The organism is Bradyrhizobium cosmicum, from assembly GCF_032290525.1.
Classification (GTDB): domain Bacteria; phylum Pseudomonadota; class Alphaproteobacteria; order Rhizobiales; family Xanthobacteraceae; genus Bradyrhizobium; species Bradyrhizobium cosmicum_A.
On record NZ_JASXTA010000005.1, the window covers coordinates 200,402 to 215,597 of the forward strand.

General features: G+C 64.5%; 15 protein-coding genes. 6 read left to right on the plus strand and 9 right to left on the minus strand.

Going from position 1 to position 15,196, the window contains the following annotated elements; all coding sequences use genetic code 11:
• Window positions 1-69: 69 nt before the first annotated feature.
• Window positions 70-1,692, plus strand: coding sequence for an ABC-F family ATP-binding cassette domain-containing protein (locus tag QSV46_RS11565; protein WP_314950950.1), 1,623 nt, complete (start codon window positions 70-72; stop codon window positions 1,690-1,692).
• A 165-nt stretch (window positions 1,693-1,857) separates the two neighbouring features.
• Here QSV46_RS11565 and QSV46_RS11570 read toward each other — a convergent pair whose 3' ends face one another.
• Window positions 1,858-2,391, minus strand: coding sequence for an REP-associated tyrosine transposase (locus tag QSV46_RS11570; protein ID WP_314950409.1), 534 nt, complete (start codon window positions 2,389-2,391; stop codon window positions 1,858-1,860).
• 194 nt (window positions 2,392-2,585) lie between these two features.
• Complete coding sequence (locus QSV46_RS11575) at window positions 2,586-4,802, minus strand: alkaline phosphatase family protein (RefSeq protein ID WP_314950411.1); 2,217 nt, start codon at window positions 4,800-4,802, stop codon at window positions 2,586-2,588.
• Between the two features lie 254 nt (window positions 4,803-5,056).
• Here QSV46_RS11575 and QSV46_RS11580 point away from each other — a divergent pair, with 254 nt between their 5' ends.
• Window positions 5,057-5,932, plus strand: a complete 876-nt coding sequence (locus tag QSV46_RS11580; protein WP_314950414.1) for an MBL fold metallo-hydrolase — start codon at window positions 5,057-5,059, stop codon at window positions 5,930-5,932.
• A gap of 130 nt (window positions 5,933-6,062) precedes the next feature.
• On the opposite strand, the gene QSV46_RS11585 is transcribed toward QSV46_RS11580, so the two are convergent.
• The 3 genes from QSV46_RS11585 to QSV46_RS11595 all read right to left on the minus strand — a co-directional run bounded on the left by QSV46_RS11585 (window position 6,063) and on the right by QSV46_RS11595 (window position 8,266).
• Entirely contained in the window at window positions 6,063-7,115 is a 1,053-nt protein-coding gene (locus QSV46_RS11585) for a type II asparaginase (protein WP_314950416.1), read from the minus strand.
• Window positions 7,116-7,358: 243 nt separating this feature from the next.
• The gene (locus QSV46_RS11590; protein ID WP_314950419.1) at window positions 7,359-7,607 is read right to left on the minus strand and encodes a hypothetical protein; all 249 of its coding nucleotides are present in this window, start codon (window positions 7,605-7,607) and stop codon (window positions 7,359-7,361) included.
• 95 nt (window positions 7,608-7,702) lie between these two features.
• Window positions 7,703-8,266, minus strand: a complete 564-nt coding sequence (locus tag QSV46_RS11595; protein WP_314950420.1) for a helix-turn-helix domain-containing protein — start codon at window positions 8,264-8,266, stop codon at window positions 7,703-7,705.
• A 103-nt stretch (window positions 8,267-8,369) separates the two neighbouring features.
• Here QSV46_RS11595 and QSV46_RS11600 point away from each other — a divergent pair, with 103 nt between their 5' ends.
• Window positions 8,370-8,741: a nuclear transport factor 2 family protein gene (locus tag QSV46_RS11600; protein WP_314950421.1), complete on the plus strand. Its 372-nt coding sequence runs from the start codon at window positions 8,370-8,372 to the stop codon at window positions 8,739-8,741.
• A gap of 44 nt (window positions 8,742-8,785) precedes the next feature.
• Here QSV46_RS11600 and QSV46_RS11605 read toward each other — a convergent pair whose 3' ends face one another.
• Window positions 8,786-9,748: an alpha/beta hydrolase gene (locus tag QSV46_RS11605; RefSeq protein ID WP_314950422.1), complete on the minus strand. Its 963-nt coding sequence runs from the start codon at window positions 9,746-9,748 to the stop codon at window positions 8,786-8,788.
• 105 nt (window positions 9,749-9,853) lie between these two features.
• Here QSV46_RS11605 and QSV46_RS11610 point away from each other — a divergent pair, with 105 nt between their 5' ends.
• The 3 genes from QSV46_RS11610 (at window position 9,854) to QSV46_RS11620 (ending at window position 11,512) form a co-directional block, all read left to right on the plus strand.
• Window positions 9,854-10,531, plus strand: a complete 678-nt coding sequence (locus QSV46_RS11610; RefSeq protein ID WP_314950424.1) for a nitroreductase — start codon at window positions 9,854-9,856, stop codon at window positions 10,529-10,531.
• Between the two features lie 130 nt (window positions 10,532-10,661).
• On the plus strand, window positions 10,662-10,865 hold the full coding sequence (locus QSV46_RS11615; RefSeq protein WP_314950426.1) for a hypothetical protein: 204 nt from the start codon (window positions 10,662-10,664) through the stop codon (window positions 10,863-10,865).
• 56 nt (window positions 10,866-10,921) lie between these two features.
• The gene (locus tag QSV46_RS11620; protein WP_314950428.1) at window positions 10,922-11,512 is read left to right on the plus strand and encodes an NAD(P)H-dependent oxidoreductase; all 591 of its coding nucleotides are present in this window, start codon (window positions 10,922-10,924) and stop codon (window positions 11,510-11,512) included.
• Here QSV46_RS11620 and QSV46_RS11625 read toward each other — a convergent pair.
• The 3 genes from QSV46_RS11625 to QSV46_RS11635 form a co-directional block, all read right to left on the minus strand.
• Complete coding sequence (locus QSV46_RS11625) at window positions 11,509-13,590, minus strand: methyl-accepting chemotaxis protein (RefSeq protein ID WP_314950430.1); 2,082 nt, start codon at window positions 13,588-13,590, stop codon at window positions 11,509-11,511. The genes QSV46_RS11620 and QSV46_RS11625 overlap by 4 nt on opposite strands.
• 112 nt (window positions 13,591-13,702) lie before the next feature.
• Entirely contained in the window at window positions 13,703-14,488 is a 786-nt protein-coding gene (locus QSV46_RS11630) for a 2-keto-4-pentenoate hydratase (protein ID WP_314950432.1), read from the minus strand.
• Between the two features lie 15 nt (window positions 14,489-14,503).
• A complete protein-coding gene (locus QSV46_RS11635; RefSeq protein WP_314950435.1) occupies window positions 14,504-15,115 on the minus strand; it encodes a helix-turn-helix domain-containing protein in 612 nt (203 codons plus the stop codon).
• Window positions 15,116-15,196 lie beyond the last annotated feature (81 nt).

The window sequence follows — 15,196 nt, forward strand, 5'->3', positions numbered from 1 at the left end:
GCCGGGCTTCCCCTGGCGGCTCGCATGGCCTATTACGCCGCAACGCAACAATTCCCCCAAAAAGACCCCATGATCCGCCTCGACAACGTCAGCAAGCAAGCCGGCCACCAGATCCTGTTCATCGAAGCCTCCGCCGCCCTCAACAAGGGCGAGAAGATCGGGCTCGTCGGCCCGAACGGCGCGGGCAAGACCACGCTGTTCCGGATGATCGCCGGCGAGGAACTGCCCGACGAGGGGCAGGTCTCGACCGATCGCGGCATCACCATCGGCTATTTCAACCAGGACGTCGGCGAGATGGCCGGCCGCAGCGCCGTGGCCGAGGTGATGAATGGCGCGGGTCCCGTCAGCGAGGTCGCGGCCGAGCTGCGCCAGCTCGAGGCTGACATGGCCGACCCCGACAAGGCCGACCAGATGGACGAGATCATCGCGCGCTATGGCGAGGTGCAGCACGCCTTCGAGGAGCTCGACGGCTACGCACTCGACGGCCGCGCGCGTGAAGCCCTGTCCGGCCTCGGCTTCAGCCAGGAGATGATGGACGGCGACGTCGGCAAGCTCTCGGGCGGCTGGAAGATGCGCGTGGCGCTGGCGCGCATTCTCCTGATGCGGCCCGACGTCATGCTGCTCGACGAGCCGAGCAACCATCTCGATCTCGAAAGCCTGATCTGGCTGGAGAAGTTCTTGCACGATTACGAAGGCACGCTGCTGATGACCTCGCATGACCGCGAGTTCATCAACCGCGTGATCTCCAAGGTGATCGAGATCGATTCCGGCTCGCTCACCACCTACACCGGCGATTACGAGTTCTATGAGCAGCAGCGGGCGCAGAACGAGAAGCAGCAGCAGGCCCAGTTCGAGCGCCAGCAGGCCATGCTCGCCAAGGAGATCAAGTTCATCGAGCGCTTCAAGGCGCGCGCCTCGCATGCAGCCCAGGTGCAGAGCCGGGTCAAGAAGCTCGACAAGATCGAGCGGGTCGAGCCGCCGCGCCGTCGCCAGACGGTGGCGTTCGATTTTCCGCCGGCGCCGCGTTCGGGCGAAGACGTTGTGGCGCTCAAGAACGTCTACAAGGGCTATGGCAGCAAGCGGATCTATGACGGACTCGATTTCATGATCCGCCGCAGGGAGCGCTGGTGCGTGATGGGCGTCAACGGCGCCGGCAAATCGACGCTGCTCAAGCTCATTGCCGGTGCGAGCGAGCCGGATCAGGGCACCGTGGCGGTCGGCGGCAGCGTCAAGATGGGCTATTTCGCCCAGCACGCGATGGATCTGCTCGACGGCGAACGCACCGTGTTCCAGTCGCTGGAAGACCAGTTTCCGACCGCCGGGCAGGGCTCTTTGCGCGCGCTCGCCGGCTGCTTCGGCTTCTCCGGTGACGACGTCGAGAAGCGCTGCCGCGTGCTGTCAGGCGGCGAGAAGGCGCGCCTCGTGATGGCGAAGATGCTGTTCGACCCGCCGAACTTTCTGGTGCTGGACGAGCCGACCAACCATCTCGACCTCGCCACCAAGGAGATGCTGATCACGGCGCTGGCGGATTTCGAAGGCACCATGCTGTTCGTCTCGCATGACCGGCACTTTTTGGCGACGCTATCCAACCGCGTGCTGGAGCTCACGCCGGACGGCATCCACCAGTTCGGCGGCGGCTACACCGAGTATGTCGCGCGCACGGGGCAGGAAGCGCCGGGATTGCGCTCGTAGTTGTAATCCGTAGCCCGGATGGAGCACAGCGCAATCCGGGTTTCGTGCCACGAGGATAGCCGAGCGATGAGGATGGTCCGGCCCCGGATTACGCTGCGCTCCATCCGGGCTACAGACCTCGATGGAATTTCGTAGCCCGGATGGAGCGAAGCGCAATCCGGGGGTTCAATTTCCTCGTTCACCAAAATTGCCGTTTATCTCGCCCACTCCTCCCCAATCAGCGGGCAGTATGTCGACGCGGACGTAACGATGCAGCGAGGAGTACGGCCAGTCGACCGGCGACGCGACCAGGCCGTGCTTGACGGGATTGTAATGGATGTAATCGGCGCAGCGTTCGAAATCGGTCTCGCCGCGAATTGTGTGCTCCCAGAATCGCCGCTGCCACAGGGCGAACTCGCCGCGACGATTGCGGGAGATCGAGGCGCCGGACGCGGCCAGTCGATGCGTGAACAGGCTCTTGATCCGCCGCCATCTGCCCGGGAAATCTGCATCACCTTCCGGCAAGGTCATGATGACGTGGAGATGGTCGGGCAGGATGACGATCGCATCGACCGTGAATGGTCGCTCGGCGCGCGTGGCGCGAAAGGCCGCGCGCAGCTTGTCGATGTGATCGACCAGCGCGGATGATCTTCGGTCATTCAGTGTCGCGGTAAAGAAGTAGCTTCCGCCCGGAACAAAATTGCGCCGATAGCGAACCATGCGAGGGACTTTCCCGGATTGCGCTTCGCTCCATCCGGGCTACAACCAAATCGGGAGATTTGCAATGAACTCGCTTGCGGTGCGGCGATCGTGCGGCGTGGATGGTCTGGCCCCGGATTGCGCTTCGCTTCATCGGGGCTACGATTACGTCGCCGGATGGACGCCGATCGGCGTCCATCCGTTGGGTTGTGTCTCTACCGCAAAATCTCGCGCAGTACCTCGCCATCGACCTGGTGCGGCCTGACGCCGAGAAGGTGCATGATGGTCGGCGCCACGTCGACATTGCGCATGCGGCGGATCGTTCTGTTGTTGCGGATCTGCGGGCCGGCGGCGATGAAGGTGGCGCTCATCACCGGCAGTTTGGGATCATGGCCGTGGGCCCCGTAGAAATTCGGCATCGACAGCGTGGTCGTCGCCGCGTTGAACGGCGCATCGCCGAGGCGTGCCACGCCGGGGTTCTGGATGCCGTCGAAATTGTAGCCGGGAGCCATCAGCGCGAACACATCGCCGAAATCCTGCCCGATGGTCTTGCTGGTGCATTGCCCGATTCCGGCCTCGCACTGCAGTGGACGGGTCTCGACTACGCTGAAGAGCCGCCCGCCCTCGAGCGAGCCGTTGAACTTCGGGTTGGGATCGACAGCATTTTTCACGGCATCGGTGATCTGCGTGACCAGCGCCGTGTAGGTGGCGGGATCGACGGTGCCATTCAATTCGCGTTGCTGCAGGTTGACATAGATGTTGACCGCCGGCCCCGAGGTGCGGATCGCGAGCTTGGTGGTGTCGATGCCGGCATTCTTCAGGATGTTGGCCATGCTGACCGAGGTATGGAATGGCGCGAAGCCGTGGTCCGAGACGACGATGACGTTGCTGTCTTGCCCCGCCGCGTCGGCGATCCGCTTCACAGCCTTGTCCGCCGTCTGATAGGCGAAGCGGATATAGGATTTATAGCGGGCGACCTTGGCGGGGTCCTGGCCAGCGCCGATCGAGTTCGGGTCCTTCGGATTGGTGCCCTGGCGCGGGTCGGCGAGCAGGAACTGATGCTCCGAGCCGTCGGGCTGCTCGATATAGATCATGACGAGGTCGGCGTCGGGATTGTTCTTGATCGCGCGCTCGCCGATCTCGGTCTGATAGCGCACGAAGGTCTTGACCATGTCCTCGTACATTGCCTCGACCTCAATGTCAGGGAAGTCGGTGAAGCCCGGGCTCAGCCGCTCCGGAATACGGAAGTCGGCCTGCGGCCGCCAGAATCCGATGCTGTTGTTGATGTCGTCGACGTCGGCCAGCACGGCTGCGTTGCGCGGGATGAAGTTGGCGCCGTAACGGGCGAAGCGCACCACCGACAGATCAGGTGCGAGCTGCGAGACGAAGTACGCGGCGCCGACCTTGGCTCCGCTACTATCGAAGAAGAACGGCGCGTTCTCGCCGCCGAACTTCGCGTAGGCCGGTCCGGTCGCCGGCGGCGGGAACGGTCCCGCCGTGATGCCGCGCGTGACGTCGAAAAAGACGAGCGTGTCGTAGTTCACCTTGTTGTCATTGGTGGTATCGAGTGCGGCAACCCGGATCGCGTATTTCAGGTCCTGCGTGGCTGCGCTGGTGCAGGTTGCGGTCGGCGCCGACGCGCATGAAAACGTCTCGATCGGCGTGGACGTCGCCAGCACCGGGCTGAACGAGAAGCGGCCGGCCGCCTGGAGGGCCGTGGCCACCGCCGGATCGGGGGCGAATTCTGACCGGGAGAGCGAAAAACCCTGGGCACCGAGGCCGCCAAATGCACCGAACGGCACGGTGTAGTCGGTGATGCGGATCGGTTGGGCAGGTTGCACCACCGTGCCGTTGATAGAGATGTCGGCGCCATCGCCGCCCGGCCATGTGGCGGTGACCACTTTCTTTCCCTGCTGGCGCAGTTGCACCCACAGCGGCAGTGCCGTCGGCCGCGGCGAAGGTCCAAGCGGGCTCTCGCGATAGCCCCCGATCGGAGCGGCGAAGCCGCTGAGGCTCGATGTGATCGGCCCGACGATCGCCTGGAATGTGTTGGAGGGGATGTCGTTGTGGACAGCGGTCGAGCCGGTGGCGATTTCGATATGCGAGACCGCGGTGAGCGATGGCGACGCCGTGATGTTCTGGAGCGCCACGGCGCCGTGGCGGCTCAGTCGGGCCAGGCCGCCGTCGCGTGGCAGCACGCCCTCCTCGATGAACTGCTGGATGAAATCAGGCCTTGCACCATCGAGGGAGATGACGACCACCGACGGCGATCGATGCCCGTGATGGCGGCCCTGATCATGGTCGCGATCCCTGGCGTTGTCGAAGCCGCGGTCACGGCCGTTGTTATCCTGATCGGCGTGCGCCGGCACAGCCGTGCCCGCCAGCGTTGCCGCGAGCGAAATTGAAGATATCAGGGAGAAGAGCTTTTTCACGAGAACGCCCCATGTTTTTGCTGCGCAATCTGTGCGCGTGTAGCCTGAAATGACACGGAGATTATCGAGCGCGGCCGACGACGCGCGTATGACGCTTGCGCGACGCATCTGCGTCGTTGCGTGAAGCTGTCGCGAGAGTCCAAGTGAGGTTTTCGTCGCGCCGGTGATGGGAACTCGTCAGCGCAAGCAGACGCTCATGCGTCTTGAAGGCTGCGAACTCGTTCGCTACGCTTGAGAAAATTGGGGAGTGAACCGTGAAGCAGCTCAGGATCGGCGACATCACCATCGATGCGGTGATCGAGCGGGAGGGGCCGTGGCGGCGGCCGCAGGATTTTTTCCCGGCCTATGACGAGGGCGTCTTCAAGCGCCATCTGCCGAGCTTGGAGCCGGAGGTGTTTGACGCGGCGCGCGGCATGATGGTCATCACCTACCAGACCTTCGTGGTGCGCACGCCGCGCCACACCATTTTGGTCGACACCTGCACGGGCGAGGACAAAGGCCATCCGCCGCCGTTCGATTTTCCGGGCAAGGAGCGCTGGCGCAACGAACTGTTCGCGCTCGGCATCTCTTTCGAGCAGATCGACTACGTGTTCTGCACGCATCTGCACATCGATCACACCGGCTGGAATACGACCTTGCGCGACGGGCGCTGGGTGCCGACGTTTCCGAACGCGAAATACGTCTTCCACAAGGGCGAGTATGCGGCCTGGGAGGCCGAGCATGCCAAGGGCAGCAATCCGCCGGGGACCGTATTTCGCGACAACTGCCTGCCGATCGTCGAGGCCGGCCAGGCGCTGCTGGTGGACGACGATTACGCGCTCGATGACACCATCACGTTGACGCCGACGCCGGGGCATTCGCCCTGTCATTGCTGCGTGAACATCTCTTCGAAGGGTAGCCGCGCGGTGGTCGCAGGCGACCTCATGCATCACCAGATCCAGTGCCGCGAGCCCGACTGGTCGGCCATGCCCGATTGGGATCCAAAGCAGTCGGCGGTGTCGCGGCGAAAGTTCTTCGCTTCCGTCGCCGACACCGACACGCTGATCCTGCCGATCCATTTCCCGGCACCGACGGCCGGACTGATCAAGCCGCTGGGCGCCGCCTTTGATTACCGTTTCAAGCGGGATTGACCACCGCCTCGCCGTCATGGCCGGGCTTGTCCCGGCCATCCACGACCTTTGCTACACGGCAACAAGAACGTGGATGCCCGGGACAAGCCCGGGCATGACGAGTTCGTGGAGCGACCGCGCGTCGGACGCTCTAATACGCATAGAACATCCGCTGGATCTCCTTGGTATCGGTCGTCCTGGTCAGCGCCAGCATCAGCAGAATGCGCGCCTTTTGAGGATTGAGCGTATCCGAGACGACGAAGTCGTGTTCGTCGTCCTTGGCCTCGCCATTGCGCGCGACGATGCCGTTGCCGACACGGCTGCTGCGAACGATCACGACACCCTTCTTGCGGGCCTCGTCGAGAGCCGGCTCGACCGCAGGCCGGGCCAGGCTGCCGTCACCCACGCCGGCATGCACGATCCCCTTGGCCCCGGCGCCGACGAAGGCGTCGACCGCGACCCGGTTCATGTTGGCATAGCCGTAGACGATGTCGACTTGCGGGAGGGCATCGAGACTGGAGACGTCGAATTCGGAGTCCGCCGTGTGCCGGCGCGTCGACTGGCGATAGAAGTACGGCTTGTTGCCCTGCATGTAGCCGAGAAAGCCGAGCTCCGGCGTACGGAAGGTGTCTGCCGTCGAGGTGTTGTTCTTGGTGACGTCGCGCGCCGCGTTGATCTGATCGTTGAGAGCGACCAGCACGCCCTTGCCGATCGCCTCGTCACTGCCTGCGAGGATCACCGCGTTGAAGAGATTGATCGGCCCATCCGCGCTGATCGCTGTCGACGGCCGCATCGCGCCGACGATGACGACGGGCTTCTTGCTCTTGACGACCAGGTTCAGGAAATAGCTGGTTTCCTCGATCGTATCGGTCCCGTGGGTGATCACGATTCCATCGACGTCGTCCTGCGCCAGGAGCGCGTTGACGCGCTTGGCAAGCTTTAGCCAGTAGTCATTGTTCATGTTCTCGCTGGCGATCTGGAAAACCTGCTCGCCCTTGATGTTGGCCACCGTTTTCAGTTCAGGGACGGCGTTCAGGAGGGTGTCGATGCCCACCGTGGCTGCGGTATAGCCGACGACGGTGGTGCTGCTCGCGCCGGTGCCGGCGATCGTGCCACCGGTTGCCAGAACCATGACGTTGGGCAGGCCGGGGCCGCGCGCATTCGCGGCCTCAAGTCCGATGAGCAGCGCGAAGAGCAAGCTCATTATCGCCATGATCTGATGACGCACTCGCAGTTGCCACATCTTGACGTCCCTTTCCAGAAAACGATGCGCCCCGGTTCGCTCAGCACTGCATGATCCGTCAGTCGAGGCCTCCTGTCCAGCGTGGCGATACTTCGGATGATTTGGTCTGGACGCTGGGTACACGGAAACACATACACGAATGGCCGGGACAAGCCCGGCCATGTGGCAGTTCGTCTAACGATTGCTCGCCAAAGAAGCAGTGCGTTACGCGCCGACCTCGCACTTCTTCATAAAGCTGTTCTTGGCGGCGCCGGCGAGTGGCTTGCCTTCGGCGCTGACGGCCTTGGGCGCGCAGGCATCCGCCTTGCACTTCTTCAGGAACGAGGTCTTGGCGGCGCCGGCCAGCGGCTTGCCGTCCTTGCCGACGGCCTTGCTCTCGCAGGTCTCTTGGGCGAATGCCGAGCCTGCCGCGAAGGTGGCAAGAATCGCAGCGAGGAAAATCCGCTTCATCATGGGTGTCTCCCTAAACCAAAAATTGGCAGACGGATTGGAGCCGGGAATCGTGGCGCAATCAAGCAGGACGGCGTCGATATTTCGGCCGCCGCATCTTAGATGTCTCCGCCGATGCTTCTGACCAGCATGCCAACCTGAACGGTGATCAGCCGCCGCATCTCCTTGCCGCTTCTCGCGGTTTCGCGCAGCCCGCGCATGCCGAACACCAGGCATCGCGCCAGCACTTCCGGATCCTCCGCGATCCCTGCGGCCTGCACCTGATCGCGAATGAGATCGGCGACTAGGACCTGGAAGTTGTCGTAGACCTTCCGGACCGCGGGGAAACCGAGGTCGAAGAGATCTGCCGCGTCGGGATGCGCCTCGATCAGATCGAACCCATGGGTTCCCCAGGACTTGCAGGCGTGGAGCAGCTTGGCGTCAAGACCATCGAGGCGGGCGATCGCGGCCCTGATGTCGCGATGCTTCTGCGCGTCCATCCTCCAGATCACCGCCGCGAACACGGCATCCTTGTCGGGGAAGAGCAGATAGAGCGCCGGCCGCGATATCCCGGCCTGCGCGGCGATGTCACCCATGGTCGTGCGGGCGTAGCCGTAGCGCGAAAACACTTCTGTCGCCGCCGCGGTGGCAAGCTCCTCTTTCGAAACCGTGTGCTGGGGCATCACTCCTCAGGGGCGCGAGAAATCGCACAGGCCGGAGATTGACAAAATTTCGATAATTGTCAATACGTCAAAAACGACATGCAGCCACGAGAGGTTCGGCAGGATGAACGACGAAGCGCGACTGAAGACCTGGAACACCTATCAATCGGCGTGGGGGCCCGTCGACGAGCACGAGCGCCGCCGGCTGCTCGAGCTAAGCGTGGCCGCCGACTGCGTGTACACCGATCCGGGCTCGCAGATTGAGGGGCGCGAGGCCTTGATGCTGCGCATCGGTCAGACCCAGCTCAAGTTTCCCGGCGCCTATTTCAGGAATGACAGCTTCCTCGAGCACCACGCGCAGGGCCTCTTCCGCTGGACGATGTACGACGGCGCCGGAACAGCATTCGTGAAGGGAGAGAGCTTCGGCCGCTTTGGCGAAGACGGGCGGCTCGTTCAGGCAACGGGATTCTTCGAGGTGCCGGCGGCCAAGGGTTGATCGCCGGCTGATGTTGCAAAGGTGAATCCGTTGCGGGCCGTGCGTCACGTCCCCTGCGCGAGCAGCGCCTTGAAATCGGCTCGCGCACGCTGCGCCTCGGCCCGCGCGACGTCCGAGGAATCGCCGAGGCCGAAATAGCCGTGGATCAGGCCGGGACCTTCATGGTGCTTGACGCGCACGCCGGCTGCTTCCAGAGCCCGCGCATAGGCCGCGCCCTCGTCGCGCAAGGGATCGAACCAGGCGGTGGTCACGATCGCGGGTGCGATGCCGGCAAGGGATGCCGCACGAAGCGGCGAGACGCGCCAGTCGGCGGCGTGCTTGGGATCGGCGAGATAGTGGCCGCAAAACCATTCCATCGTGGCGCGGGTGAGGAAGTAGCCGTCGGCATTCTCCATGCGTGACGGAAAGCGATCGTTCTCGCGCGCATCGGCATAGCTGCCGAGGACGTCGGTCACGGGATAGACCAGCAGTTGGGCGGCGAGCTTGATGCCGGCGTCGCGGCAGGCGATCGCGGTCGCGGCCGCGAGATTGCCGCCGGCGCTGTCGCCGGCCACGCCGATGCGCTTGGCATCGCCGCCAAATTCCGCGACGCGGCCAAATACGTCGCGCATTGCGGCGAAGGCGTCCTCGAACGCGCCGGGAAAGCGCGTCTCCGGCGGTCGCCGGTAGTACACCGAGACAACGACCGCGCCGGTCTCGATCGCGAGGTTGCGCGCCTGCCGGTCGTGGGTCTCGAGATCGCCTGCGACCCAGCCCCCGCCATGGAAGAACACCACCGTCGGTGCGGGATTGGTGCCGATGCGGTAGACACGCGCATCGAGCAGGCCGGCGCCGCCCTTCACCTTGATATCCTGCACGGTGTCGACGGGCGGCGGCGGCACGGCCGCGCGTGAGGCAGCCAGTGCACGCAAGGAATCGCGGGCGCTCTGTGGCGTCATCACGGTGGGATCGCGCAGCGGCAGTAGCGGGATGATCTGGGCGATGACGGGATCGAGCGGCACGGCCATGGTGGTCTCCTCACGGGGTTCTTGGTCTTGCTTGCGGATCAACATAGATTTTGCGCATGACGTCGGCAACCGGTCGCCGAACGAACGGGCAGGGAGGTTGAAGAGGTGGAATTCGAAACGCTAGTCCAGTCGCGCCGCAGCGTGCGCGGCTTCAGGAACGAGCCGGTGCCGCGCGCGGTGATCGAGGCGATCATCGAGAGCGCCAAGCGTGCGCCGTCGTCGATGAACACTCAGCCCTGGCACGTCCATGTGCTCACGGGCAGCCCGCTGGAACAGCTGCGCCGCCGCAACATGGAGGAGATGGTCGGCGGCGCCAAGGTTATGCGCGACATCGTCAGCCATGGCGAGTACCAGGGCGTACATCGCACTCGCCAGGTCGACATCGCCAAGAAATTGTTCGGCGCGATGGGAATCGCGCGCGACGACAAGCCGATGCGCCAGGACTGGGTGCTGCGCGGCTTTCGCCAGTTCGACGCGCCGGTCTCGCTGGTGCTGACCTATGACCGCGTGCTCGACCCCGGCGCGGTCTGCCATTTCGATCTCGGCGCGCTCTGCTACGGAATCGTGCTGTCGGCCTGGGACCGTGGACTCGGCTCGGTGATCAACGGGCAGGGCATCATGCGCTCCGACATCGTGCGCGAGGTCGCGAGAATCCCGGAGGACGAGGTCATCATGACCTGCGTCGCGATGGGCTATCCCGACGACGGCTTTGCCGCGAACGCGGTTCGCTCGGACCGCGAGTATAACGAGGAGTTCGTGCACTACGTGGGTTTTGCCGACTAGCACGACGAAGAGACGATTATTCTCTGGAGAAATTTTTGGTGCGGACTCCTTGCGACCTCTTGCAATCTCGAAGGTGCAGGAGGAACAATATGCGGATTGAGAGGTTTGTTGCTGGCGCGAGGGAATTGACATGCGGCGGCTGGCTAGCCTGGTTCGGCGGTTGTTCGGCCCGCGAATGCGGCGCCCGATCGATGATGATCCAAACCTTCCCTTCACACCCGACGAATTCGGCCGGCTGATCCGCAGCGGCAGACGCGAGGACATGAAGCTGCTGGCCGAAGGGCTGGCGTGCCGGTCCATCCCGCACCGCGCCAGTTATCGCGCCACGCACTGAATCGCCGCGACCAAGGGAAGCGTCCCCGCGCGCGGGTTTCGTGCTAGTCTGATCGCATGAGCAATCGCATCCTCGTCCTCTACGGTTCCTACCGCTCCGACCGCATGGGCATTCGCCTTGCGAATTTCATCATCAATGGCCTGCGCGGCCGCGGCGACGACGTCGAGTTCATCGACGCCAAGGCGATCGGCCTGCCGATGCTCGACCGCATGTACAAGGAATATCCCAAGGGGACTGCGCCCGAGGCGCTGGAGAAGCTGGCCGGGCAGATCCGCAGCGCCGACGGCTTCGTGTTTGTGACTGGCGAGTACAATTGGGGCATCCAGCCCGGCCTGAAGAATCTCACCGACCATTTCCTCGAAGAATGGTTCTGGCGTCCGGCCGCGATCGTGAGCTATTCCGCCGGCCGGCTGTCCGGCGCGCGCGCCGCGACGGCCTGGCACGGCACGCTGTCGGAGATGGGCATGGTGGTGATCTCGAGCACGATCGGGGTCGGACCGATCGCGCAGACCTTGTCGGAGGCGGCCGAGCCGATCGGCGACGGCGGCAAGGCGCTGGAGCGCTCGTTCCCGCGTTTTGCCGACGATCTCAATTGGTGGATCGAGGCGGCGAAGGCGCAGCGGGCGCGCAAGGCGCCGCCTTATTAAGCGGCCCTGACCTCGCCGAGGAAGCGGTCGAACTGTCCGGCGAGGTCGCGCGACTGGGTCGAGAGCTGCTCGGCCGCGCCCAGCACTTCCCTTGCGGCCGCACCGGTGTGGTCGGCGGCGCGCTGCACGCCCGATATGTTGGTGTTGACCTCCTGAGTGCCGCGCGCGGCTTCCTGGACGCTGCGGGCGATCTCCTTGGTGGCGGAGCCCTGCTCCTCGATCGCCGCGGCAATCGCAGTGCCGATCTGGTCGATCTCGCCGATGACGTCGGCGACGTTGCGGATCGCGGCGACGGTCTCGTCACTCGCGGCCTGGATCGCCGAGATCTGCTCGGAGATTTCGGTGGTGGCCTTGGCGGTCTGGCCCGCCAGCGACTTCACTTCGGCAGCAACCACCGCAAAGCCGCGGCCGGCATCGCCGGCGCGTGCGGCCTCGATGGTCGCGTTCAGCGCCAGCAGATTGGTTTGCTCGGCGATGCTCTGGATCAGCGTGACGACGTCGCCGATCTTCTGGGCGCCCTCGGCGAGCGCGCGTGCGGTGTCGCCGGTGCGGCGGGCGTTGTCGACGGCGCGCGCCGCGATCTCTGTGCTTTGAGCCACTTGACGGCCGATCTCCGCGATCGAGGAGGTCAGCTCTTCCGTGGCGCTGGCAACGGTCTGCACGTTGGTCGACGTCTGCTCGGAGGCGGCGGCGACGACCGCGGCCTGGCTGTTGGTCTGGGCCGCCGTCGAGGTCATCGATTGCGCCGTGCTTTCCATGGTGGATGAAGCCCGGGACAAGCCGCCGACAAGCTCGGTGATCTTGGCCTCGAACGCGCGGGTGAGCCCGTCGAGGGCCTGGGCGCGGCGCATCTTGCCGTCGTTCTCGGCCTGCTTCTCCGCCGCGAGCCGTTCGGCCCGGATCATGCTGTCCTTGAACACCTGGACGGCGGCGGCCATCGCGCCGATCTCGTCGGAGCGCTCGGCGCCGGGAATCTCCTCGGCAACGTCGCCGTCGGCGAGCCGCGACATCCGGCTCGTCAGATCGACGATCGGGGCGCAGACGCGGCGGCGGACCGTCACGACGAGGCCGGCGCTCGCGATCAGTACGGCGAGAAGCCCGACGAGTGCGATGGTGAAGCTGGTGCGCGCGGCGGCGGCGGCACCGGCGAGGATAGATTCGGCATTGTCGTAGAAGGCGTCGCGGACCTCGATGATGGTGCCGAGGCCGCGTTGCGTGGCGGCGTAATAGGTGTCCACGTCGTGTTCGTACTTGCCGCTGATCGCACCTTCCTTCGCGAGCTTGAGTTCGCGGCCGAACTCCTCGATATAGATCGCGTTGAACTTCTCCAGTGCGGCGGCGACGTTGGCCGGAGTTGCGGGATTGCCGCGCAGCTCCAGCAGCGACATCACGATCTGGTCGTTGCGGCCCTGCGAGCGGCTGATCTCGGCCTTCTCGGTGTCGGTCGCCGGTTTCTTGCCGCCGACGAGATTCTTGTGCAGGCTGGAGTTGAAGCCGCCCACATCGCGCAATGTCATCGCGATGTTGGCGTAGCTGGCCTGCCGGTAGGCATCGCCGTTGAGGATCGCCATGCGGCGGACCTGCTCGTTGAGCAGCGCGGTCACGCCGCCGTTGAGCACGGCGTTGTCGGCGACGATCTTCTTGGCCGCGTCCTTGCGTGCCTCTGGCGGTCCCGCCATCGCCTTGTCGATGGCCTCGCGCAGCGACGTGAATTTCGAATTGATGCCGTCGATGCTGCCGCCGATGGTGTTGCCGTCGTCGAACGGACCCGGCAGCTCCTTGCGCAGCGCATTTATCTTGTCGCGCGCGCCATCGGTCTGCTTGCGCAGCTTGTCGTGCTCGGAAAGCTGCGCCGGATCGTAGGTCGCGGGACCGTAAAGGATGTTGGTGGCAAAGCCGCGCTCGGGGTTGAGATAGCGCGGGATGTCGCTGACGGCGCGGACGATCGCGAGCCGCCCCTGCGCTTCGGTGATCCGCTCCATTGTCTGGTATTTCGTCACCGCGACATAGACGGCGAGGCCGCCGCCGACGGTCGAGAGCGAGACGATGGCGGCGGTCAGCAGCGTACCGATTTTCATGATCTGTCCGGCAATAGCGCGGGAGAAGTGTTTGCACGGAAGATAGGCAGGCGATGTTAATCCCGGGTTTACGCTGGTGGCCGCCATGCGCCGCGCGCATGCGTCCATTCGTCTAGTTGTAGGTCGCGCTTACGGTTCCCAGCGGACCGAAATCGGCGATGTAAGTCTCGCCCGGCTTGGGCCGCAGCATGCCGGTCAGCGTACCTGTGCTGATGGTCTGGCCGGCCTCGAGGCGGATGCCAGTCCGTGACAGCTCGTTGGCGAGCCAGGCGAGCGGCACCAGCGGATGATCGATCGCCTCCGCAGCGCTACCGCGGCGTCTCTCGGCGCCGTTGCAATTCAGGACGACCTCCTGATTGGCAATGTCGCGGTTGCGCCAGTCCGTGATGGGCTCTCCAAGCACGATCGTTCCCGATCCAGAGCCGTCGGCCATGATCGCGGGCATCGGCGGAAACGCCGCGTCGTGAACGAAGCGGCATTCGGCGAGTTCGATGCCGGGATGCAGCGAAGCGACGGCATCGCCGACCTCTTCCACCGTGTAGGGCTTCGCGCGCGGAGGCAGGTCGGCGCCGAGACGTGCCTGGTACTCGACCTCCGGAATCGGACTGCATTGCTTGATGTGCTCGACGCGCGCGGGCGAGCTCTTGATCAGCGGCGCGAACACTCGCCCGTAGATCGGCGTAGAGATGCGAAGCTGGCGCTGGAGCCCGGGTTTCATGCCGGCGATCTTCCAGCCGACGACGTCCCAGCCCAGTTCTTCTTCCACCATCTGCGCGACGCGGTACGCCGTTTCGGCATCCGGTGGCACCAGCCGCTCCGCGAGACCGCTTTGTTGTCGGCCCTCGCGGCGAAGATTGGCGAGATGGCGGGCGAGCTCGAGTTGTCGGGACAAATCCATCGGTGCGTCTCCATTCTATCCGGTGGTGCCGGCGAGGGCGGAGGACAGGATCGTCTCCAGTTCCTCTTGAACCTGATCGAGCGCGTCGGCGCTGCGAGCCGCGCGGCACATCGCGACCGTGCCTTCGATCGAGGCGACGACGAGGGTTGCGAGCCGCTGCGCGCGCTCGGCAGCCACGCCTTCGCGCAGCAAGGCTGCGCACATGTTCTGCCGCCAATCTGCGAGTACGCCGTCTGCGAGATCGAGCAGATGCTGCTGCGTCGTCTCGTCGTCCTTGTCGGAGGCTTCTCCGACATAGCGATCGACGGCGACAGCGAGCACCGGGCAGCCGGCCTCGAAACCGGTCGCTTCGAGCTGGCGGCGCCACGAAGCGACGAAAGCTCTGAGGCCTCCGATCACGCCGCTTTCATTCATGGCCTTCTCCAGGGGAATCGACACCTGCTTGCCGGCGAAGATCACGGCTGAGGCGATCAGCTGCCGCTTGCCGTCCGGGAAGTGGTGACTGATCGAGCCGCGCGGCGTCGCCGTATGGCGGACGACATCTCGCATGCTGGTGGCGTTGACGCCGCGCCGGCTCATCAGGTCGGCGGCGCCGGCGATCATCTTGTCGCGTGTGGTGGTGGGCATTGGACGTTCCGCAGTTGGCTGTCTTGTCTAGACTATGACACTTGACATAGGCAAGCGGCGATGAAATATGACGCATGACAT

Coding starts and splice junctions, on each gene's coding strand:
- QSV46_RS11625 (WP_314950430.1), bottom strand. CDS start 13,590: ATGAAAATCGGTACGCTGCTGACCGCCGCCATCGTCTCGCTCTCGACC.
- QSV46_RS11605 (WP_314950422.1), bottom strand. CDS start 9,748: ATGGCCGTGCCGCTCGATCCCGTCATCGCCCAGATCATCCCGCTACTG.
- QSV46_RS11620 (WP_314950428.1), top strand. CDS start 10,922: ATGAGCAATCGCATCCTCGTCCTCTACGGTTCCTACCGCTCCGACCGC.
- QSV46_RS11590 (WP_314950419.1), bottom strand. CDS start 7,607: ATGATGAAGCGGATTTTCCTCGCTGCGATTCTTGCCACCTTCGCGGCA.
- QSV46_RS11565 (WP_314950950.1), top strand. CDS start 70: ATGATCCGCCTCGACAACGTCAGCAAGCAAGCCGGCCACCAGATCCTG.
- QSV46_RS11635 (WP_314950435.1), bottom strand. CDS start 15,115: ATGCCCACCACCACACGCGACAAGATGATCGCCGGCGCCGCCGACCTG.
- QSV46_RS11595 (WP_314950420.1), bottom strand. CDS start 8,266: ATGCCCCAGCACACGGTTTCGAAAGAGGAGCTTGCCACCGCGGCGGCG.
- QSV46_RS11615 (WP_314950426.1), top strand. CDS start 10,662: ATGCGGCGGCTGGCTAGCCTGGTTCGGCGGTTGTTCGGCCCGCGAATG.
- QSV46_RS11600 (WP_314950421.1), top strand. CDS start 8,370: ATGAACGACGAAGCGCGACTGAAGACCTGGAACACCTATCAATCGGCG.
- QSV46_RS11570 (WP_314950409.1), bottom strand. CDS start 2,391: ATGGTTCGCTATCGGCGCAATTTTGTTCCGGGCGGAAGCTACTTCTTT.
- QSV46_RS11585 (WP_314950416.1), bottom strand. CDS start 7,115: ATGAGCTTGCTCTTCGCGCTGCTCATCGGACTTGAGGCCGCGAATGCG.
- QSV46_RS11630 (WP_314950432.1), bottom strand. CDS start 14,488: ATGGATTTGTCCCGACAACTCGAGCTCGCCCGCCATCTCGCCAATCTT.